Origin of the sequence: Acinetobacter sp. YH12145, from assembly GCF_013418335.1 — a bacterium.
In the GTDB taxonomy this organism is placed as follows: Bacteria; Pseudomonadota; Gammaproteobacteria; order Pseudomonadales; family Moraxellaceae; genus Acinetobacter; species Acinetobacter amyesii.
In genome coordinates this window covers 1-20,549 of sequence record NZ_VPCE01000003.1, presented here as the reverse complement: position 1 = coordinate 20,549, position 20,549 = coordinate 1, and the positions used below count along the sequence as shown (strand labels likewise).

The following is a 20,549-nucleotide window of genomic DNA, read 5'->3' as shown; positions in this document are numbered from 1 at the left end:
AATATGAGAAAAACTGAAGTCTACCAAATCCGTCTCGATTCACAGGAAAAGAAACAAGCCTTTGCCGTGTTTAAACAATTAGGCATTACACCTGCACAGGCTGTACGTCTATTCTTTAAACAAGTTGTTTTAACCAAATCGATCCCCTTCTCTATTGAAAACCAAAATATCAATATTGAACAATTGATTAAGTTACGCAAATTAAAACAACAAGAAGCCCAAGCTATTTCAACCATTGAAATTAGCCCTGCTGAATTAGAAATTTTAAATAATGATCCATTATTAGATGATGATCATCTCGACTTGTTTGAAGAACTCAATGCAATTTTGGGTGAAGGTGACAAAACTTAACACTGTCGCATTTATAAACAATTTATAAATCAACCAATTTCGAAATTTCGATATGCTTCATGCAAGACTGATAAAAATAGCATGGAGTATAGAAAAAAATGATCGTTCGACGCGCAACAGAAGCAGACCTTCAGCCACTTGCTGTTTTATTTGATGAATATCGCCAATTTTATGGCACCTCTTCTAATCTTGATATCTCATATAAATTTCTAAGACAACGTTTTGAAAATAATGAAAGCGTAATTTTTATTTGCTTAAAAGATGATGTCATTACTGGGTTTATCTTACTGTATTTAGGCTTTTCATCTGTAGCTTGTTCAACCTACTATATTTTAGATGATGTCTATGTCAGCCCTGTATATCGTCGTCAAGGTTCAGCCAAACAATTGATCGATACTGCGGTTCTCTTTGCTCAACATGAAGGTGCGCTTCGAATCAGCCTCGAAACTCAAAAAAATAACTATCACTCACATCAACTCTATGAATCGATGGGCTTCATTAAAGATGATGAATTTCAAACCTATCATTACTTTATTCGCTAATGCTCTGCTAGGCATTAAAAACATCATCAACGCATATTAGAAACGCATCTTTAAATAATTAGCAGACATATTTATGGGCTTTAATACCGCACATTCATCCTTCAAATGATGACCTATCAAAGCCCAGTACCCATTACTGTGGAGCGATATTTTCGCGAAATTTCGATTGTTCAATTTGCGCTGCATTCAAATAGATCCACTCACCCTCAGCGAGATCTTCAAGCTTTAATTGTCCTATTTGAGCACGATGTAAAGTTTCAACTTTATTGCCGACAGCCGCCAACATCCGTTTCACTTGATGATATACCCCTTGATGAACAGTCATTTGTAATTGCTGTGAAGCCAATAGCTGCACATCGGTTGCAGCGAAAATGCCTTTTTCGTTTCGCAGCTCCACGCCTTGTTGCAATTGTTGCATTTGCTCAGGCGTCACAGGATCTGCTGTATGCATTGAATATACTTTGGCAACATGCTTTTTAGGGTGTGTCAGCGCTTGTAGATATTGACCATCATCCGTGAGCAGCAACAGTCCCGTGGTGTCTTGATCCAGTCGCCCGACGCATTGCAGACCACGATTTAACAGCACATCATCAAATAATTCAAAAACACTGAAATGATGAGTTGCCTGATGTGAACATTCATAACCTTGGGGTTTATTTAACGCGATGTAAACATGCTCACGATAGGTATAGTCCTGTCCATGCACACTGTAAGTTAAATCATTCAAGTCCAGTTTTTGCTTTGGATTATCTACAATCTCACCGTGTATTTCGACCGCACCATTTTTAATCAACTGTTGGCAATATTTACGCGAACCAAAACCTTGTGATTGCAGCATTTTTTCCAGAAACATAGAACAACCTAATAAACACCATATATTGCTATTTTATACTGAACAGTGACTCAACTTGCAGGAAAAATAGCGGAAATGATCTTGAACGCCAGTTTTTAATGTTTCTGCGCTACACTATTGATTATTTATTGAAGTTTCTCACGAATATCCTATGTCTCAGTTGGATTTAAATCTGATCGTGTTATTGGTGTTATTGGCTTGTGGCATCTTTAGCCACAATACAGCGATCACCATAGCAGCAGGTGTCTTGATTATTTTCCGCATCACGCCTTTGAGTGAATTTTTCCCCTATCTGCAACAATATGGCTTAAACATTGGCATTATTATTTTAACCATTGGCGTACTCACACCGATCGCTAGCGGGAAAATACCCGGTGATTCGATTTTAAAATCCTTTTTAAGTTGGAAATCCCTCGTCGCAATCGCTATTGGCATCTTTGTCGCATGGCTAGGCGGACGTGGTGTCAAACTGATGTCGAATCAGCCAGATGTTGTTGCCGGACTACTGATTGGGACAGTCGCAGGTGTTGCGATGCTGCGTGGTGTACCCGTCGGCCCACTCATTGCAGCAGGCATCTTGTCGCTACTGATTGGGATTAAACAATAAGGCCGTTGCTGACATAGCGGTTTAACAAAATTTTAATTTGAGCCATGCTGCATTTGAAATAAACGTCGACTAAGCATGATTCCAACGAATGATAATGCTGACATCAAGATCCCCGCCCAAAACCACGCTCCAGTTTGTGAAACCACAGTGGCAATCACAGGTGGCAGAACAAATTGTGATATGGCAGAGCATTGTAAAATCATGCCGACCGTCGTACTAATTGCCGCAGGATAAGGTGCAAAATGCAGTGATTGCGCAAAGACCGTCGCAGCAACCAAGCCTCCAAAAAGCGAAAAACTAAACACCGTTAAATATTGCAGTAAAAAAGGTAACGCATCTTTAGAGAGATAAAACCCTAAGGAGCAAATGATCAAAACAGCAAAACCCAGTTGGACTAAAGTTTTAGCTTGAAAACCACGCTGTAATAGCAGTCCACACCCCCATGTGCCCACAGCATTCGCAACGGCAACACTGGCTGTTAAAGCACCCGCCAGTTCTGCTGAAATTTGGTTTTGGGCATAAATCATCGGTAAGAAGCCCACCAATGCAAACCACTGCCCTGCATATGTCCCAAAAATGAGCGCCAAAAGCCATGCTGCAGGATGTTTCAGAGTATCCCGAATGAGACCAATAATAGGTGTTGTATTCAGCGCCACATTAGGCTGAGGAATAAACATAGCGATACAGAGTAGTAATGCTGCAGTAATCATAGCGAAACTGAGCCAAACCACACTCCAACCATATTGAGCAATTAGAAATGGCGCAACCAATAAGGCAATGCCCATACCTCCACCCATATAGGCACTCCACAGCCCCATCTTTGCGCTGATGTGCTGTAGCGGTACAAGCTGACGGATAAATGCAGGCCCTGTGAGTGTCACCAATAAGAAGCCAAATCCTTCTATGACACGCAGTAGCAACAAGACATCAAAGCTTTGTGCAAAGCTCCCCCATGCACTTGCTATCGTCAATAGACTTAAGCCCAATAAGATACACAGTTTAAATCCAATTTTTTGGATATAACTACCAATCAACAATGCAAAGCACATTCCTGCACCCTGTACTAGTGAGAGCAATAAACCAGACTGAATAAAGCTAATGCCGAGTTGCTGTTGTAATACAGGTATTGCGGGCGGTAGTTTCCCGATATGCATTGCAGCAATAAAACCTGCCGCAATAATGAATAAATCTTTTGACATCCCTTTCATTGAATTGTCATGCTCTTTTCGCCATGCAATAGTGCACAGCTTAACAATTCAAAATATTATTTTGAGTCAAAAAACAAATGACCTTAGATGATTTTTCAATTATTTAATCATCTTGCACCGTCACATGCTAAGCGCACTTTGATTTAAATTAAACAATAATATTCCGTGATGTCATCTGCAATTGTTTGAGACAACACGTATTCCCATCAAAAATGTTTTTTCTGATACTTTCAATAATTTGGCGGTAGTGAAGGAATTCACCTGCATAACAATTAGTGAATTATTTAAGCAGTGAATTATTTAGGCAGTACGTTATTCAGGATTGATTTGTTTCCGTTCACGCTTATTGGCGTACATTTTCAAGTCTGCCATTTCGACCAATTGATCGATGGATTGGGCATCCTCTGGAAATAAAGCCATGCCAATACTGGCACCAATTTTCAAGCTCATTTGCTCGAATGCAAATGGCAGTCCGCAACTTTCTGCGATTCGATTCATCGCCGTTTGCGCACGCTCTAAGTTGGCAATATTGGTTAAAATCACAGCAAATTCATCACCGCCCAAGCGTGCAACCAAGTCATCTTGACGTGTTTCACGCAAAATGCGCTGTGCAATTTCTTTCAGTGCAGCATCCCCAATGCGATGTCCAAACTGATCATTAATCGGCTTCAGACCATCCATATCAATCATCAAGATACCCAACACTTTTTTCTGCGCACGTGCTTTTTCTATCCCTTGGCGTAAAAAGTCGACAAACAAAGCCCGATTAGCTAAGCCGGTTAAGCTATCTTGCGTCGCCAATTTATATAGCTCTGTCGCACCGAAACGTGTCGCTTGGTACATCGCCGCAGCGATCAACTCAGACATCAAACTTAATATATGTAAATCAGCTTCCTGAAAGGCATCGACTTGGTCAGAGTAAATCTTTAAAACACCGACACCTTCATCACAATGAATCAATGGCACTACTGCCATCGAACGCAACCCGACACGTCGACATGCCACGCGATCTACCCGTGCATCTGTTTCCGAATCTTGGCAATACAGTGTTTGTTTTTGCGCTATACATAGACCCGATAAACTATTTTCAATATGTAGTCTTAAACCCAGTAAATGGCTCGCCCCGCCAGACACTGCACGATAGACCATATCACCATCTTCAGCCAACTCTACAACTGCACCTTTAGCATGTGTAATCTGCTGCGCCTGTTCTGCGACCACGGTCATCACTGCATTTAGATCTAAACCCAGTTTGGCAATAGCTGTCTGCGTTTGAATCACAGACATGAGTTGAGTTGGTGAGGGTTCTATAGTATTTGGCATGATTGAGTTCAAACAGGGTTCAGTGTGAGATACAGCTCAATTCTAGAAATTATTCATCCACTTGTATAGCGATCTTAAAGTGATTTCTGTGCATTCATGCACTTTAGATACAACTCATTGAGATACTGCGCTTTAAAAGAAAATGCACTCAAGGAAACAACAGAGCAAGCAGAATCATCGATACATATTTCGCAGGTTGGGGAAAGTCATGATGTTTGGATGACCCACGTATTTTACGACTCTCCCTCACGATATTATTTCAAGGCATAAATTTCACTCTGCATCCATTCTCCGCCTTCCAGTTGTACATCGACAGCAACACGTTGATATTCAGTACCTTCAAATTCATCTAAAGCAGCCCAATGAGCTGCTAAGTTTTCAGAGATAAAAACATAGCCTTCAATGGCTTGACCTGCCTTCGATAAACGAATACCCGGACTGCCCATAGCCGCACCCCAGCCTTTATCTTCTAATTCACCCCAAACCACACCTTTCTTCCACATGCCACCTATGCGTTCCATCACGTGTGCATTGGGCTGACCTAGACGTAATGTCCCGTATACAAAAAGACTCTGAGTCATAGATCCTCCTTAGTTGGAATAATATTGATTGCGCTTTTGTGAGAATTTCGCCAACTGTTTTAGGAAGCCTTCAAAATAGCTTTTTTCAGCCTCTTCGGTACGATAGCCTGCGTACAAGGTCCGTCTTAAACCTTCAGGTGAAACACAATCTAAACGTCGAGAGGTCACCCAACCTTTTTGTTCATATTCATTTACCACCCAATCTGGTAATGCCGCAATACCACGACCACTTGCAACCAACTGAATCAGCATCTGGGTCAAATCTGTAGTACGAACGTGTTTAGGCTGAATATTGGCCGGTAAAAATAATTTTGCCATGATATCTAAACGATGTTTATCGACCGGATAGGTAATCAGCGTTTCTTCTGCTAATTCTTGAACAGTCACATTTGTCGCACGAACCAATGGATGTGTATTGGACAATACCAAACGAGACTCATATTCAAAGATTGGGAAATATTCCACACCTTTTAAATTGATTGGGTCTGCCGTAATCAGAAGATCAAACTCGCCTGTTTGTAATAGTTCATGCGGATTGGCTTCAAAGCCAGAAGCAAAGTCCAAATCTACATCAGGGTATTGCTGACGGTAGACATTCAATAACGGCATCAGCCAGTCAAAGCAACTATGACATTCTGAAGAAAAAATAATTCGGCCGGTTTGACCATGCACAATACGTGTAATGTCCGATTGCGCAATTTGAACTTGCGGCAAAATGTCATCGGCAAGGCGTAGTAAACGTTGCCCAACATTCGAAAAAGTCACAGGACGTGTGCGTCGGTTCACCACCTCTACCCCATACCAATGATCAAGCTCTTTCAACTGGTGTGAAAGTGCAGAAGGCGTTAAACACAGATCATTAGATGCAGCGACCAAAGAACCGTGTTCTCTGAGTGCCAATAAGGTTTTGAGATGGCGTAATTCCAACATGATTGTTCTCAACTAAACTTGGGAGCAACTTTGCAATCGAATAGTTTTCGCAAAGCATTAATGAATTATACTCATCTTATCATTATTTTATTAAGTTTTATTCATTTAAAGTTTTATTTGGAACTTTAACCACCAATTCATCGTTTTTAAGCAGATGCAAAGGATGAAAATAAACACGATGCCCCTTATTAAAAAAGCCAGATTGATCAATCTGGCTTTAAATGTATGTAATCCAAAGAATGTGTTATTCCACAAATAATAAAGCCAAACGAACTTGGTCATATCCCATGCGTGGACTGGTCAACTCCACAATTGGGCGCAGCTTAATAGTACCATCATCGTTATAATGTGCTGGGTCTTGTCGTTTCGCCAAACGTTTATAAATTTTACGCACCTGCTCAACCACGTCTTCTCCCGGATGTGCCACCGATATATCTAAACCTTGCTCTTTTTGCAGACGAGCCAAATGATTAATAATCGTAGCAGGTGTTAAACCACGCTCCACTGCAATATCTTGAATTTCATAACCTTCCTCAAACAATTCACGAGTTTGATCTAAAGTCGCTGTGGCAAAGCTTTGTTTCGCACCAGTTTTGGCAATTTTCTTTTCATTGCGCTCAATTTCCACTTCATTCAGCGTTCCACCACAATGACGAATAAAGGCTTTATGTTGAACGGTTAAATCAGCCTCTGCAAAATTGGTTTCCGCTTCATCAGAGAGTTCCTGAAAACGTCGATCGGCTTTAATCGCCAAACTGTCGAGTTCTAAGGCTTGTTCATTAAAACCAAGTAAACGTAAACCATCTAATGTTTTTAAACGCGACAATGCCACATAACCCTGACCTTTCTCAAAAGTATGCGTCAAGTTAATTTCAGCCGCTGCAAGGGTCATCCCTTGAGATTTGTGAATGGTGATCGCCCAGGCCAAACGCAGTGGAATTTGTTGGAAACTGGCAATGGTTTTACCATCATCATTATCGACAGACCATGTTTCAGGTTCTACCACCAAGGTCGTGCCATCAGTGAGTTTTACTTTAGGCAAGATGCCATATTCATCATCTTCTTCAAAACCTATCACTTCACCGAGGCTGCCATTGATATAGCCCACGTCAAAGTTGTTTTTTACAAACATCACTTTGGCATTTTTCTTTAAGGTCAAAGTTTCCGGCGCACGCACTGAAGATTTTAAGGTTTCGATCAGTTTATCATTACCATCACATTGGGCATCAAACTGGCGAGATTCTTGCTCAATTTCATTTAGATGTTTATAGTTAATACTATCTACATCCATATTATGGGTATACAAGCGAGTAAAGGTTTCACCTATATTTTGTGAACTTGTCTGCCTTAAAGCATGCAAATGATCGCCCGTAATTTGCTGAGCACGAATCGCATTTAGAATATCATTGAGATAGTCATTACCCTGACGATGTTGTTCGGTCAAATAACACACGCGAAACTTCGCTTCTACCCATGCCTCAGACATAAAGCAAAACTTGTCACGGTTTAATTCACCTTTGCGTCCCACAGGGGGTAACTGGAAGAAGTCACCTGCAACAATGACTTGAATCCCCCCAAAAGCATCTTCACTGTCTTTAAAAAATTTTAAAACTTTATTCACCAAGTTTAATTGCTTGGCATGCAACATCGAAATTTCATCGATGATTAAAACTTGGGCATTTTCCAAATGCTCTTTTAAATATTTACGTTCTTTTAAGCGCTTTAACTCATCTTCGGAAATCGCATCTTTAATCCCAATCCCTGCCCATGTATGAATTGTCATGCCATTCATATGGGTTGCAGCAATCCCTGTAGAAGCCGTAATTGCCACCGGCACTTTGCGCGCTTTCAGATAATTGATGTATTGATTTAAAGTATAAGTTTTACCTGCACCAGCCGAACCTGTTAAAAACACATTTTCGCCTGCTTTGAGCAGCTTGAGTGCAGTTTCTTGTTTCATAAGACCTATACCGTAAAAGAACGGCTATAGCCTAACGATTTTTGACTCAAAAGTTAAGCGCACAACACAGTTTCCTAAATCCGTATTTCGCCAATCTTACTTTAAGCTATTGAACCTATTTAAAAATTCTTTGGCGATATTTACTTTTTCTATTTCTGCTTGGGTATTATTTGAATACTCAAGTTGATCAAAAACCAAAATGTGGTTTTGCACATGACAGCCCAAAGTCATCGATACATGCAAAATGGGATGGTACATATGAAAAGCTACATATACTCTTGCAATGATACTGGCGCTATAACTTGATGCCAAACAATGTTTAAAGTGAATAGATTCATCAATAATTCGATCGATGGTTTTTAATTCTTCAAAGACCCACTCTTGAAAATATATTTTGTCTTCTGTTGTAAATGACTGCCAGACTGTTGTCGCAAATTGACGCTTTAATTGAGTTAACACTTCCTGCTTTTGTTGCTTGGCATGCCAATGCACCGCCTGATGAAAGACCCCATTCCAGGTAATATTTTTAGGGACTGTATGACCTGTAGAATAAGTCGCACTAACATAGTCACGCACATATGCATCAAATACAGACACTCTTAAATTAGCAGGCTTTAAATAAAATAAATTTCGAAAATCCTGCAGTTGAATTTTATGCTGTCGTAACATACTTAAAAACTGGCGATTTTCTTGGGTTTCTGGACGGATATAATCCATCAAAGCCTGCGGTAAATGCTGCGTACAACTTACTAAATGTTGTAGATAGGCCTGCATAATACGGCTCAAAGGTAGATAGACTTTTTTTATGGCCTGATCCTCCGCGCCTAACACCTGTCGCATTAAGATCAACCACTCATCTAAATACAAAATCGATGGGCTGATCACTACACGATGGTCATCATGCTGCTGATATTTTCGCTGTAAAACAAACTGCAGATTTTTTTCATGATTAAACCAATCTTGTTCATGCGCAATCGTATGGCAATTTTGAATAAATAAGCGCGCTGCAACAAATTGAAAATGTTGTAAAGTCGCAAGAATCAATGTTGGATGAATATACTGCGTATCGACGAAACTCAATGCCGTCACAGCCACACGTACATTACTGTGTTGAAAATTACGACTCAGCCAATCCAACACTTCGGCTGACTGCTTGAACATCCATCGAACTGCACGATTGTTATCGAGTAAAGGGAGTTTTCCACATTTTTTTTGCCAAATTGCTGTGGCTTGCACAAAATTACTATGGCTCAATATGTCCTGCTCTGCCCAAACATCCCGATGCATCAAACGAATAAAACCCAACAAATTGGGACGCTCATATGCATGGTCGAGCAACAAAATAATATCTTCTATATGTTCATTTAATTCTTGTAAATTGAACCGATCTTCATAGCTCAAACTCATGATCCTGTATATTGTCGGATCTAAAAATTGTGCTGTAGCAAAACAAATCTCGTCCAAACTATCCATCAAGAGCTGTATTGGCAATATTTCAGCTTCTGTAAGTGAATTGAGCGCAAACATCTGCTCAATCTTTTGCATCAACCAATGGGGTAGACAGATTTGGCATTCGATATACGTTTGTAATAGCGGTGTCTGATAAATCTGCTGCTCTTGCATCAACTGATCAAAAATTTGCGCTTCAACTCCTGTCATCTGTGCTAAAAACTGCTGAACACGCGCTGGCCCATTTAGATGTTGAAAAACGGACTGTAAGATCAATTGTCTAAATTGCTGTGCTTTTTCTCTGAGCAAGAGTGAATGTTGCGGCTTTAGGTCGCCAGTAAAAAAATACAATTCATGAAATAAGAAATCTTCTACTACTTCAATACATGGCTCTGTCGAATGCAATTCAACAATTTTGATGGGTCTAAATGGACTTCTAGGAAACTGATAGCCAATCGATTCACGGCTTTGTAGCTGTAAGGTCCACAGCCCATTACACAGTTGAATACGGTGCTGCTCTTGTTCAATTTTAAAGATATTTTGTGAATTGAGTGCTGTAGCAAGTTCCATCTGCTCTTGATACAACTGCTTTAAACTTGGAGATATTCGAATAAGTTGCCGAGCGATATGCTCTAGCTGCGGGGTCAAGCTTTTCTTTTCCATCTTCCGCCCTAACGATCGTTGATTATTTTTCAACCTTCACTATAGTCAAAGTTTAATGCTCCGACTACTGCCATTAATCAGCCAAATAGCTGTAAAAAAGGTCAATACAAAGGAATTATTTTGAAAAACCGAAAGGCCAATGTTGTGACTCATTTCTCTACGATTTTGAGCTGTGACGAATAAAAAATGGATGAAGTTGAAGAGTAGTCACTATTATTGATCTGTAGAATGTTGTTCTGAACGGATTTTCTTAAGCTGTTCTATGGCAGTGTAAATATCTTGTTGTAATGCCTCTCGATAGAGCTTTAAATCCTCTACACTCTGTATATGACTCAAACTTTGACGGGGTAAAAATTGAAAATAGAATGGAATGCGCTTGGGGATAATACGTTTGGGTAAAGACGGAATCACATCACCATGACGTAATAATTTATCGATTTTTTGTATTTTTAATAGTTGTTTAAACCAACGATGTTCAACAATCACACTGGCATCAAAACCCAGTTCAAAGACTTCATCTCCACCTAAAGCGGCAAAAGGCACGATATCATAATTAAATTCTTGCGCCAGTTTTAAAAAGCCATAACGTTGCTTCCAAATCAGTTGATAGGCTTCGCCTTTTCGCTTCAAAACCTCTCGACCACCACCGGGAAAAACTAAAATGGAATAACCTTGTTGCATCACTGTTCTGACATAGTCCTGAATACCTTGGACTGCACCGAACTTTTTGACCATGCCACGCCAACCGGGCAAATAAAAATGGCTATGATCAGCGATACTGACCACAGCCACTTTATGTTCATTGTAGAGATAATCAATAATCAACGGTGAATCGAGTACACCGTAAATTGTATGATTCCCTACATACATTGCAGGTTTAGATGCATCGATGTATTCAGCGCCTAAAAATGTTGGCGTGAAATACATGCGGGATAAAGCGCTTAAACGCTTTATCCATTTTGCATCATGTTCAACCTGCAAATGTGCTGACCTTAGGCAGCATCATGTTTTTGAACAAGTACAGAACCTACTGAGTAGCCTGCACCAAATGAGCAAAGTACGCCATATTCGCCATGGTTTACTTCATTCGCAGTACGGTGCAATGCAATAATGACACCTGCTGATGAAGTATTGGCAAATTCATCAAGAATGATTGGCACAAGGTCTGGCTGAGCATGTTCTTTACCCACAACCAGTTTCAGAATCAATTCATTCATGCTGGCATTTGCTTGGTGTAACCAGAAGCGTTTTACATCTGTTGCCGCAATTTTATTGTCATCCAATTGCTTAGTGATCATTTTCGCCACTAATGGACACACTTCTTTAAATACTTTACGACCGTCTTGACGGAAACGGTTGTTGTCGATGTCAGCATCGACTTCACTCATATTTAAGTAACCGAAGTTGTTACGAATGTTGTTTGAGAACTGAGTAAACAGGTCAATATCCAACACTTCAAAACCAGCTTTGGTTTCAGTTTCTTCAATGATCGAAGCCGTTGCAACGTCACCAAAGATGAAGTGACAGTCACGCATACGGAAATCTGTGTGACCAGATGTGATCTCAACGTTTACCAATAACACGCGACGAGCGCCTGATTTGATCGCGTCATAGGCTTGCTTGATACCAAAAGTTGCAGCTGAACATGCAACGTTCATGTCATAGGCATAACCCTGAATACCCAACGCAGTTTGAATTTCAATTGAAACGGCTGGATATGCACGTTGAATGTTAGAGCATGACAAGATCACAACATCGATGTCTTCAGCAGTCACACCCGCATTTTCCATCGCTTGCTTTGCAGCAGCAACGCCCCATTCCGCTTGTAGCGAAATTTCATCATTTGGACGTTCATGTAGCACTGGGCGTAAACGTTTTGGATCTAAAATACCGCTTTTTTCAGCAACATAACGTGCTTTCACGCCAGATGCTTTTTCGATAAATTCTGCACTTGAACCACGGCGCGCTTCTAGCTCACCGGCTTCAATTTTTTCAGCATTATCACTGTTGTACTGTTCCACATAAGCATTTAAAGCTTCAACTAACTCTTCGTTAGTAATTACGTCTTCTGGATGATAAAGACCTGTACCCGTAATGCGGATGCCCATGTAAAACTCCTTTTAGAAAATACCTATATCTTAACTGATTCCGAGCTTATCCCATACTTTTTGCAAGCGGGATGGAGAAATTGGCATCTTGGTCTTCATTGGTTGAGAGAAAATAGAGATGCGTAACTCCTCAACCATGAAATACAATTCTTTAAGGCGAGTGTCATTTTTAAACTTAAATAATTTTTCCATCCATGGGTCAACTTGATCAATGGCAGAATTGTCCCTTTGTAGGTTATTTGGCAAGCGGTCTAAACGCAAGACTAATGCCTTCAAATATCTTGGAAATTCGAGCCACACATCGGAAGTTTTGCCATAAACAAAATCTGAAAGTTGCATCAAATCGAGTTGATCTTCAATGTCATCAATGTTCTTTCCAAACACAGAATCATCTAAAACCAACAATTTCCGACGTATATCCTGCCATTGAATATAGGTTTCAGTTAAAACGGCTAATGCTTGTTGCCCATGAGTTAAGAAAGATTTCTTTACATTTAAAATCAGGTTTTGGTACTCCTGCACATTGACAGGTAGCTCATTTATTGCAAGCTGAAGTGTGGCATAAACTAACATTTGCTCTAGTTTGGCTTTGTCACCTAGCGGTGAATAAGCTAATGCCAAGGGTTTAGAAATCTGTTTTTTCAACTGACGAACTAAGTCACCCAACTGCATATGAACCAAACGAATGATCCCTTCGCGATGTTGTTTGACTGCTTCAAATTGGTCATTGAAAGTCTGAATCACCACACCCGATTCGTCTTTGGCATCCAACTCCGCAAAGCTTTTGACTGGAACAAGCGCTTGATATTGTTTCACCACCACACCCGTGACTTTTTGTGATGCTTCGAACACAAAATTATCAGGGAAGGTTTTAAACTCACCTTTTAACTGTTTGACTGGGCTATGAGTTTCCGTACGACAGCGTGCTTTGAGTTCATCTAGATCACGACCTTGCTCAATCACACGGCCTTTTTCATCAATGACTTTGATTAAAGGCAGCAGATATTGCTCAACACGTTCCCAAGAAAAGTCCTTATCTGTGATTTGCTCACCACGCAGTTGGAACGCCAAGAAACTAAAAATATGCTCGCGCAAATGCACGGCATCGACACGATCCATTAATTTACGAGCCGTATCTGGTATTGGCACCAAGTGACGGCGTTTATCCTTAGGCAGTGCTTTAAGCAAGGCTTCAATCAGGTCTTGTCGCCAACCGGGTATGCCCCATGACCAAATATTTTCATCCACTTGCGGCAAAGCTTGAACTGGAATTTTGACCGTTGCACCATCTTCATCATGACTTGGGTCAAAACGATAACTTGCAGCCAAACGCAGTTCACCATTTCGTAGGTAGTCTGGAAATTGCTGGGTCGTTGGACGGTCATTCATCCAAAGCGAATCATCATCGATAAATAAATGCCGTGGATTTTGCGGTTCTACCGTTGCACGCCAGTCTTCAAAACTACGACGACTTGCCACCTCTTCAGGCACTTTTGCAGCATAAAATTGGTAGATGGTTTCTTCATCCACCACCAAATCACGACGACGCAGTTTATCTTCAACACGCTCAACTTCTTCGAGTTTTAATAAATTGTGTTTTAAGAACGGCGGCGTAATACCCAAATGTCCCGTCGTCAACGCATCGCGTAGGAAAATTTCATGCGCCGCCGGATGATCCACTTTTTCATAATTAATCTGACGACGTGGCTCAATAATCAAACCAAACAAAGAAATTTGATCATAAGCATTCACCACACCAGCTTTTTTCGACCAATGCGGCTCAAAATAATGATGCTTCAATAAATCGCCAGCAGCCAATAAAATCCATTCAGGTTCAATTTTCGCCAATGTACGAAGATATACCTGAGAGGTTTCCACCATCTCAAAAGCCATGACCCAAGGTGTATTGGTTTTATGCAAAGTTGATGCAGGGAAAATACGTGCCTTTTGCTGACGCACTGCCATGAACACATTACGTTCATCGGTTTTGTTGGCGATAAATGAAAGTAAACCCGTTAATAACGCACGGTGCAGATTTTCATAATTGGCCTTCTTTTCATTAAAGGACAGTTTTAAGCCCTGAGCCAAATCCACCAATTGCTCATGGGTTTTTTTCCACTCACGAAGACGTAACCAACTGAGGAAATGATTGCGTGCAAATGTACGACGCTTATTTTCACTCATATCACGGTTAGCAACCAAAGCTTCCCATAACTTGATATAAAACAAGAAATCTGAGTCAGCTTCACGGAACAAAGCATGTTTCTGATCGGCCTGCATTTGTTTATCCGCAGGACGTTCACGTGGATCTTGTACCGCTAAAGCAGCGACAATAATCAAGACTTCATTTAATACGCCAAAATGCGCTCCACCCAAAATCATCCGTGCAAGACGTGGGTCGATCGGCATTTTCGCCATTTGCTGACCAATTTTGGTTAAAGCACCATTTTTATTATTCGCATGTTTTGTGCCTTGTTTTGCTTGGTTTTCCGAAGCAACTTGCGGTGCATACGCCGATTTTTCTTTTAAAGCACCTAATTCAATTAACAGCTTACGACCATCATTCACCAAACGATGATCTGGCGGCTCAATAAAATCGAAGTCTTCTAATTCACCAAAGCCCAAACTTTGCATTTGCAAAATAACCGAGGCCAAGTTGGTTCGTTTAATCTCCGGTTCGGTAAATTCAGGACGACTCATAAAGTCTTCTTCTGAATACAGTCGAATACACACACCCGGTGCAATACGACCACAACGACCTTTACGCTGATTTGCTGCCGCCTGTGATACAGCCTCAATTGGTAGACGCTGTACACGTGAGCGATAGTTATAACGGGATATACGTGCAAAGCCACTATCAATTACATAGCGAATATTTGGCACAGTTAAAGCCGTTTCTGCCACGTTGGTGGCAATAATAATACGTCGCCCACCGCCTGATGGATTAAAGATCTTTTGCTGTTCTGCCAAAGCCAATCGAGCATATAAAGGTAAAACTTCGGTATGTCGTGGCCCAAACTTTTGCAGTGTTTCCTGTAACTCACGTATTTCTTGTTCAGTGCTGGCAAAAATCAAAATGTCGGCATGTTCAGGATGACCTTTTTCCTGCGCATCTTGAAAACATTCTTCTACTGCCGAAACTACGGCACGCGGTAAATTTTCTTCAAAATCGTCAAATTCATCATCATCACTGCCAACAATACTCAGCTCTGAAATCGGACGATAACGCAATTCTACAGGGAAGCTTCGACCTTCGACTTCAAAAATAGGTGCCCCATCAAAGTAATTCGAGAAGCGATTTACGTCTAATGTCGCGGAAGTAATAATGACTTTGAGATCTTTACGACGTGGCAAGAGCTGTTTGAGATAGCCCATGATGAAGTCAATATTTAGCGAACGCTCATGCGCTTCATCGATAATAATCGTGTCGTATTTATTTAAGAATCGGTCATTGGCCAGTTCAGCCAATAAAATACCGTCGGTCATTAAACGAACAATCGAATCTTGCGAACCTTGCTCGTTAAAACGAACTTTAAAGGAGATCGACTCCCCCAGCTTTTCGCCCACTTCTTCTGCAATACGTTGCGAAACACTACGCGCTGCTAGTCGACGGGGTTGAGTATGACCAATCAAACCCGTTAAACCACGACCTGCAAGCATGGCAATTTGCGGTAACTGCGTGGTTTTACCCGAACCGGTTTCACCTGCCACAATAATCACTTGATGCTTTTGAATCGCTTCAATTAGTTTGTCCGCATACTGCGTAACAGGTAAGTCTTGATTTAATTTAATATTGGGAATGCGGGCAATCCGTTCGCGCACTTTCGCATTCGACTTTTCAAACAAATCTTGAAATTTTTCAGGATTGGCTTCTTTGCCTTTTTTCAGCCGACTTAAGCGATGGCGATCACGAACCATGACCAATTGATCGACATTTAACTGACTTGGCACAGATGCATTATCCTAATAATTAAAATAGAACCAAATATTTTACGCTGTATGTAAAAATAGTGAAAGATGAATCTATTTTTTGCGTGCCTGAAACCAATAGGTAAAGCCGAACAGAATAAAATGATAAAAAACTAAAATTGCGGCCAATAACCAATAATTGCCACATGCTGACTAGAATAGGCAACTCAAGCTTATCCATTTGGATGCTTTATCCATTAGTTTTCAGTCCCATAGAAAATATAAATGATACTAAAAACAATAAATATACTCTGCCCGATCACCCATGCGAACAACCAACCATTATGACAATAAACAATACTGTCATAGATAATTTTTGAAATTGAAGCAGTTTCTATCATTAAAATGATGATGAATTGAAAAATCGCATATAGCCATAATATAACCACATACCAAGCACGTCTAAATGATAGCAACAGTGGGAAAAAAAAGAAGATTCCAACGATTCCCATGGTACTCAATAGCGTAGGATCATCTGATGAAGTTCCTAATAGTTCATTAAAATAGGTCGCTTTTTGAGGTTGCAAGTATTCATAGATACATAAATTTGTACCTGTGTCTTCAACTTTAAGAATACATAGTGATGCAAGTGCAAGACTGAGAATGGCAATGATACGAAAAAATTGACTAAGCACCTGATCAAATCTGGAGTCATTTTATGTTCATGCCATCTTATATGAACAAATTCTATAATTTGAAATATTTTTTATAACTTTTTTAGAGATCACCCTTGAAATCTTATGCCACAAGCATCATGTTGGTTACAGACTTTGAAAAGATGATTTTGTCATTTTACTTTCAACTTTATATGGCATTGATATGGCTTATATCGAATGAAATAATGATAAATAATCGTTATTGCTGAAATAGTTCTGGAGTGTACTAATTCGGATTTTCCGATATTAGTTATGTAAAAATACTATTTCAGCAATAAGCAAAATTTCTGTACCCTATTGGAAATCAAAAACAAACCTCAATCATGGAGACAATGATGAGCTTAATTAATACTGAAGTTAAACCGTTTAAAGCACAAGCATTCCAAAATGGTCAATTCATCGAAGTAACTGAAGCTGATCTTAAAGGTAAATGGTCTGTTGTATTCTTCTACCCAGCTGACTTCACTTTCGTTTGCCCAACTGAACTTGGTGACCTTGCTGACAACTATGCAGAATTCCAAAAACTAGGTGTTGAAATCTACTCAGTTTCTACTGACACTCATTTCACTCACAAAGCTTGGCACGATTCTTCAGAAGAAATCAAAAAAATCCAATACGTAATGGTTGGTGATGCGAACTGGACTCTTGCTAAAAACTTTGACGTATTAATCGAAGCTGACGGTCTTGCTGATCGTGGTACTTTCGTTATCGATCCAGAAGGTAAAATCCAAATCGTTGAAATCAACGCTGGTGGTATCGGTCGTGATGCTCAAGAACTTCTTCGTAAAGTTAAAGCAGCTCAATACGTACACGCTCACCCAGGCGAAGTTTGCCCAGCTAAATGGAAAGAAGGCGACGCAACTCTTGCTCCTTCAATCGACCTAGTTGGTAAAATCTAATCTGTATTAGATTGAACTGATTCAAAAACCACGCTTTTAGCGTGGTTTTTTTATGCCTATTATCTGCGAGTATATACCTCCATACACCCTACGCAGTTCACACTTTATTCCTACAACTTTAACGCTCAAGCACATTCCACATGTCTGTAGATATTCATCAAGTTAGAGCTTACACAAATATAATAAAAATGCGCCGCAAACCCGATTGTCTAGGCTTACATCTTTGCCAGTATTTCAGTATTTTTAACATGAATTTTAGGTCAATTGCTTATTTCAGGAAGATGTAAGCCCATGAAAAAATATTTCGTCTCGATCAGTTTAATTTTATGTTCGTTTACAACTTTTGCTGCCGTGAACTGCGAAGGTGAAATTAAAAACCAAAGTATTCGTGAAGATATTAAAGTCAAAAAAAATTGTCAGCTTGAAGGTTTAATTGTTCATGGCAATGTGATTTTAGAAAATGGTGCCAATGTTGAACTGCATGACAACTACATCAAAGGCAATATTGAATCGAATAAAAATTTTACCAAGATCATTGCCAATCATAACAATATCAGTGGCAATGTCGATTTTACGACAGGGAAAAACATCCAACTCCTCAATAACCAAATTTCAGGCGACCTGAAATTAAAGAAAAATAACGGCAATATTGTGCTAAATAATAATGAAATCGCAGGTAATTTAATTTGTCTTGAAAATGCTTTTTCAATTAATGGCAGTAACAACCAAGTCAAAGGCAATAAATCAGAACAATGCCGTAGTTTTTAACTCTCCTTACACTAATATGGGAGAATGACACTTATGGCATTTATTTGAACTGGCATTATTTTTATCAAATTAGTTGATAAAGAAATGAAAAAAATGTGAGATAAAACATTATTTTTTAACAATTCTGCAATACTCCACGCCTTGAATTTGTCTTAATTTCAAAAGAGATAAACCTTTAACTGCAGTATGACTATAACAACGCAATAAGGGGGTGGCTTATGACAACAACTGTGGTAACTTCTTGGAAATACAGTTCTTCTTCACGTTACTTAAAAATATTTTATGCGAATGGTTCTGGGGATCTCTTTTATCCAGTTTCACCTTTTATTTATGATAATTTACTTCGATGTAGTGATAAAACGGCATTTGTCCACAAATATTTAGAATATGATCTACATTTTTCACGCGTAAGCTTACAGGGTTAAACCGCTACGAGCTTGGTGCTATAGCAACAGTATTTTTATTAATTAAAAAATATTTTCAATCAAATCAGGGCTGAATGCTCTGATTTCTAGTTGCGCCAAGTCACCATAAAGAGCCCTGCGCCCACATTTAATATCGTACTGATAAAACGGTCATCCGCTTCAACACGTTGGATAAATTCAGCGACCTCATCGGCATGTGACAGCACATTGTCCACGATTAACACGCCATTTTGAACTTGTATTAATTCAGCTAAATATGACCAATACGCCACATACGCATCACGTTCTGCATCTAATAAAATGAAGTCATAACGACGATTTGAATGCTGTAAAAAATGCAGTGCATCGCCATGATGAAATTCGATGTATTCGGATAAAGCTAAATTTTCCGCATGCTGTTTAGCTTTCTCAATGCGCGCTGCATCAATTTCAATGGTTTCGACCCGCCCTTGTGTAGACTGCGCAGCATCTGCTAACCACAGCGTGGAATAGCCTGTAGATGTTCCAATTTCCAAGATCTGTTTGGCTTGTTTTAAGCGAATTTGCATAGCTAAAAACAGTGCAGACTCAGGCTCAATATTTCGGTAACGCGCAAGTCGGTGATTTTGCGCAGCATCGTGAGCACTAAAGTCTGCATAGAGTTGTTGCATATAGTTTTTAAAATTTGCATCCATGCTCATGATTCTGTCCTTTTGTTATTTCTTTCATATTTAAAGATTAAAGTACTAAATGTCTGCTCAGTGGGTTTCTTGGATCAGTTTAAAACGTGGAATTACTTCACCATCAATTTCAACGGTTTCCATAAACATCTCTAAGGGTCTGACCCACATGGAATAGTCGTCATACAAGCACTGATAGACCACAACTTTTTCACGCGTTTCACTATGTGTTGCAACATGAAAGATTTGATACAACTGACCTTTATAATGCTGATAAATTCCCTGTTTAACCTGCATGCCATTTCCCTAAAAAGTTCTCAATACAATAGCGTTGACTCTAGCATTGTCTTGCTTAAAGCGCGATGAATTCGTTTATTTTTCCACTATTTAACTTGTATTTCTCAATAGCGGCCCAATATTGACTGGATTCACATCGGTATATTCTTATGATTTAGAAAGAAATTTAACTATTTGATTTGTAAAACCGATTAATTTTATAAAAACAAACCGTTTCACCTATTTAATGGTTTGTTCTATCATTCTCTCATCAAATAAATTTACTCCTCTGGAGACGTTAGCAATGTTAGATCAAAATACT

At 39.7% G+C, this 20,549-nt stretch carries 19 protein-coding genes; 6 read left to right on the top strand and 13 right to left on the bottom strand.

The annotated features are described in order from the left end of the window. The first annotated feature begins 3 nt into the window (after positions 1-3). Both FTU80_RS02885 and FTU80_RS02880 read left to right on the top strand, forming a co-directional pair. Complete coding sequence (locus tag FTU80_RS02885) at positions 4-351, top strand: type II toxin-antitoxin system RelB/DinJ family antitoxin (protein ID WP_078193683.1); 348 nt, start codon at positions 4-6, stop codon at positions 349-351. A 98-nt stretch (positions 352-449) separates the two neighbouring features. Next, entirely contained in the window at positions 450-893 is a 444-nt protein-coding gene (locus FTU80_RS02880) for a GNAT family N-acetyltransferase (RefSeq protein ID WP_180023926.1), read from the top strand. Positions 894-1,026: 133 nt separating this feature from the next. On the opposite strand, the gene FTU80_RS02875 is transcribed toward FTU80_RS02880, so the two are convergent. Continuing rightward, positions 1,027-1,746: a pseudouridine synthase gene (locus FTU80_RS02875; protein ID WP_180084208.1), complete on the bottom strand. Its 720-nt coding sequence runs from the start codon at positions 1,744-1,746 to the stop codon at positions 1,027-1,029. Between the two features lie 151 nt (positions 1,747-1,897). Between FTU80_RS02875 and FTU80_RS02870 the strand changes: the two genes are divergently transcribed. Then, positions 1,898-2,353 carry a DUF441 domain-containing protein gene (locus FTU80_RS02870; protein ID WP_180003104.1) on the top strand — a complete coding sequence of 152 codons (456 nt, stop codon included), beginning with the start codon at positions 1,898-1,900 and terminating at the stop codon, positions 2,351-2,353. A gap of 32 nt (positions 2,354-2,385) precedes the next feature. Here the strand turns inward: FTU80_RS02870 and FTU80_RS02865 are convergent, their stop codons facing one another. From FTU80_RS02865 to FTU80_RS02820, 10 genes are all read right to left on the bottom strand, one after another. Then, on the bottom strand, positions 2,386-3,552 hold the full coding sequence (locus tag FTU80_RS02865) for a CynX/NimT family MFS transporter (RefSeq protein WP_257221414.1): 1,167 nt from the start codon (positions 3,550-3,552) through the stop codon (positions 2,386-2,388). A gap of 321 nt (positions 3,553-3,873) precedes the next feature. Beyond that, the gene (locus FTU80_RS02860; protein WP_180084206.1) at positions 3,874-4,884 is read right to left on the bottom strand and encodes a sensor domain-containing diguanylate cyclase; all 1,011 of its coding nucleotides are present in this window, start codon (positions 4,882-4,884) and stop codon (positions 3,874-3,876) included. Positions 4,885-5,138: 254 nt separating this feature from the next. Continuing rightward, entirely contained in the window at positions 5,139-5,465 is a 327-nt protein-coding gene (locus FTU80_RS02855) for a gamma-glutamylcyclotransferase (RefSeq protein WP_180084205.1), read from the bottom strand. Positions 5,466-5,474: 9 nt separating this feature from the next. Beyond that, on the bottom strand, positions 5,475-6,395 hold the full coding sequence (locus FTU80_RS02850; RefSeq protein ID WP_078189020.1) for a LysR family transcriptional regulator: 921 nt from the start codon (positions 6,393-6,395) through the stop codon (positions 5,475-5,477). A 244-nt stretch (positions 6,396-6,639) separates the two neighbouring features. Beyond that, positions 6,640-8,355 carry an AAA family ATPase gene (locus FTU80_RS02845; protein ID WP_180077611.1) on the bottom strand — a complete coding sequence of 572 codons (1,716 nt, stop codon included), beginning with the start codon at positions 8,353-8,355 and terminating at the stop codon, positions 6,640-6,642. A gap of 96 nt (positions 8,356-8,451) precedes the next feature. Next, positions 8,452-10,467, bottom strand: a complete 2,016-nt coding sequence (locus FTU80_RS02840; protein ID WP_180084204.1) for a hypothetical protein — start codon at positions 10,465-10,467, stop codon at positions 8,452-8,454. 213 nt (positions 10,468-10,680) lie between these two features. Beyond that, entirely contained in the window at positions 10,681-11,448 is a 768-nt protein-coding gene (locus tag FTU80_RS02835; protein WP_180084203.1) for a 1-acyl-sn-glycerol-3-phosphate acyltransferase, read from the bottom strand. Between the two features lie 11 nt (positions 11,449-11,459). Beyond that, positions 11,460-12,575, bottom strand: coding sequence for a beta-ketoacyl-ACP synthase III (locus tag FTU80_RS02830; RefSeq protein WP_180026928.1), 1,116 nt, complete (start codon positions 12,573-12,575; stop codon positions 11,460-11,462). Positions 12,576-12,605: 30 nt separating this feature from the next. Then, positions 12,606-16,493 (bottom strand): ATP-dependent RNA helicase HrpA, encoded by a 3,888-nt coding sequence (gene hrpA, locus FTU80_RS02825; RefSeq protein WP_218949004.1) that lies wholly within the window; start codon positions 16,491-16,493, stop codon positions 12,606-12,608. Between the two features lie 248 nt (positions 16,494-16,741). Beyond that, a complete protein-coding gene (locus tag FTU80_RS02820) occupies positions 16,742-17,179 on the bottom strand; it encodes a hypothetical protein (RefSeq protein WP_180084199.1) in 438 nt (145 codons plus the stop codon). Positions 17,180-17,535: 356 nt separating this feature from the next. On the opposite strand from FTU80_RS02820, the gene ahpC reads away from it, so the two are divergent. The 3 genes from ahpC to FTU80_RS02805 all read left to right on the top strand — a co-directional run bounded on the left by ahpC (position 17,536) and on the right by FTU80_RS02805 (position 19,292). Next, on the top strand, positions 17,536-18,099 hold the full coding sequence (ahpC, locus tag FTU80_RS02815) for an alkyl hydroperoxide reductase subunit C (RefSeq protein ID WP_078193727.1): 564 nt from the start codon (positions 17,536-17,538) through the stop codon (positions 18,097-18,099). A gap of 291 nt (positions 18,100-18,390) precedes the next feature. Continuing rightward, positions 18,391-18,867 carry a hypothetical protein gene (locus tag FTU80_RS02810; RefSeq protein ID WP_180084197.1) on the top strand — a complete coding sequence of 159 codons (477 nt, stop codon included), beginning with the start codon at positions 18,391-18,393 and terminating at the stop codon, positions 18,865-18,867. Positions 18,868-19,085: 218 nt separating this feature from the next. Further along, complete coding sequence (locus FTU80_RS02805; protein WP_078189026.1) at positions 19,086-19,292, top strand: KTSC domain-containing protein; 207 nt, start codon at positions 19,086-19,088, stop codon at positions 19,290-19,292. A gap of 86 nt (positions 19,293-19,378) precedes the next feature. Here FTU80_RS02805 and FTU80_RS02800 read toward each other — a convergent pair whose 3' ends face one another. Continuing rightward, complete coding sequence (locus tag FTU80_RS02800) at positions 19,379-19,972, bottom strand: O-methyltransferase (protein ID WP_180084195.1); 594 nt, start codon at positions 19,970-19,972, stop codon at positions 19,379-19,381. A 57-nt stretch (positions 19,973-20,029) separates the two neighbouring features. After that, positions 20,030-20,248, bottom strand: a complete 219-nt coding sequence (locus FTU80_RS02795) for a DUF1653 domain-containing protein (protein ID WP_180007360.1) — start codon at positions 20,246-20,248, stop codon at positions 20,030-20,032. Positions 20,249-20,549 lie beyond the last annotated feature (301 nt).

What these genes read in the sequence shown, in the direction of transcription:
- FTU80_RS02840 (WP_180084204.1), bottom strand. Translation starts at nt 10,467, where the DNA reads ATGGAAAAGAAAAGCTTGACCCCGCAGCTAGAGCATATCGCTCGGCAA.
- FTU80_RS02885 (WP_078193683.1), top strand. Translation starts at nt 4, where the DNA reads ATGAGAAAAACTGAAGTCTACCAAATCCGTCTCGATTCACAGGAAAAG.
- FTU80_RS02865 (WP_257221414.1), bottom strand. Translation starts at nt 3,552, where the DNA reads ATGTCAAAAGATTTATTCATTATTGCGGCAGGTTTTATTGCTGCAATG.
- FTU80_RS02860 (WP_180084206.1), bottom strand. Translation starts at nt 4,884, where the DNA reads ATGCCAAATACTATAGAACCCTCACCAACTCAACTCATGTCTGTGATT.
- FTU80_RS02875 (WP_180084208.1), bottom strand. Translation starts at nt 1,746, where the DNA reads ATGTTTCTGGAAAAAATGCTGCAATCACAAGGTTTTGGTTCGCGTAAA.
- FTU80_RS02880 (WP_180023926.1), top strand. Translation starts at nt 450, where the DNA reads ATGATCGTTCGACGCGCAACAGAAGCAGACCTTCAGCCACTTGCTGTT.
- FTU80_RS02810 (WP_180084197.1), top strand. Translation starts at nt 18,391, where the DNA reads ATGAAAAAATATTTCGTCTCGATCAGTTTAATTTTATGTTCGTTTACA.
- FTU80_RS02850 (WP_078189020.1), bottom strand. Translation starts at nt 6,395, where the DNA reads ATGTTGGAATTACGCCATCTCAAAACCTTATTGGCACTCAGAGAACAC.
- FTU80_RS02800 (WP_180084195.1), bottom strand. Translation starts at nt 19,972, where the DNA reads ATGAGCATGGATGCAAATTTTAAAAACTATATGCAACAACTCTATGCA.
- FTU80_RS02845 (WP_180077611.1), bottom strand. Translation starts at nt 8,355, where the DNA reads ATGAAACAAGAAACTGCACTCAAGCTGCTCAAAGCAGGCGAAAATGTG.
- ahpC (WP_078193727.1), top strand. Translation starts at nt 17,536, where the DNA reads ATGAGCTTAATTAATACTGAAGTTAAACCGTTTAAAGCACAAGCATTC.
- FTU80_RS02795 (WP_180007360.1), bottom strand. Translation starts at nt 20,248, where the DNA reads ATGCAGGTTAAACAGGGAATTTATCAGCATTATAAAGGTCAGTTGTAT.
- FTU80_RS02830 (WP_180026928.1), bottom strand. Translation starts at nt 12,575, where the DNA reads ATGGGCATCCGCATTACGGGTACAGGTCTTTATCATCCAGAAGACGTA.
- FTU80_RS02870 (WP_180003104.1), top strand. Translation starts at nt 1,898, where the DNA reads ATGTCTCAGTTGGATTTAAATCTGATCGTGTTATTGGTGTTATTGGCT.
- hrpA (WP_218949004.1), bottom strand. Translation starts at nt 16,493, where the DNA reads ATGGTTCGTGATCGCCATCGCTTAAGTCGGCTGAAAAAAGGCAAAGAA.
- FTU80_RS02855 (WP_180084205.1), bottom strand. Translation starts at nt 5,465, where the DNA reads ATGACTCAGAGTCTTTTTGTATACGGGACATTACGTCTAGGTCAGCCC.
- FTU80_RS02805 (WP_078189026.1), top strand. Translation starts at nt 19,086, where the DNA reads ATGACAACAACTGTGGTAACTTCTTGGAAATACAGTTCTTCTTCACGT.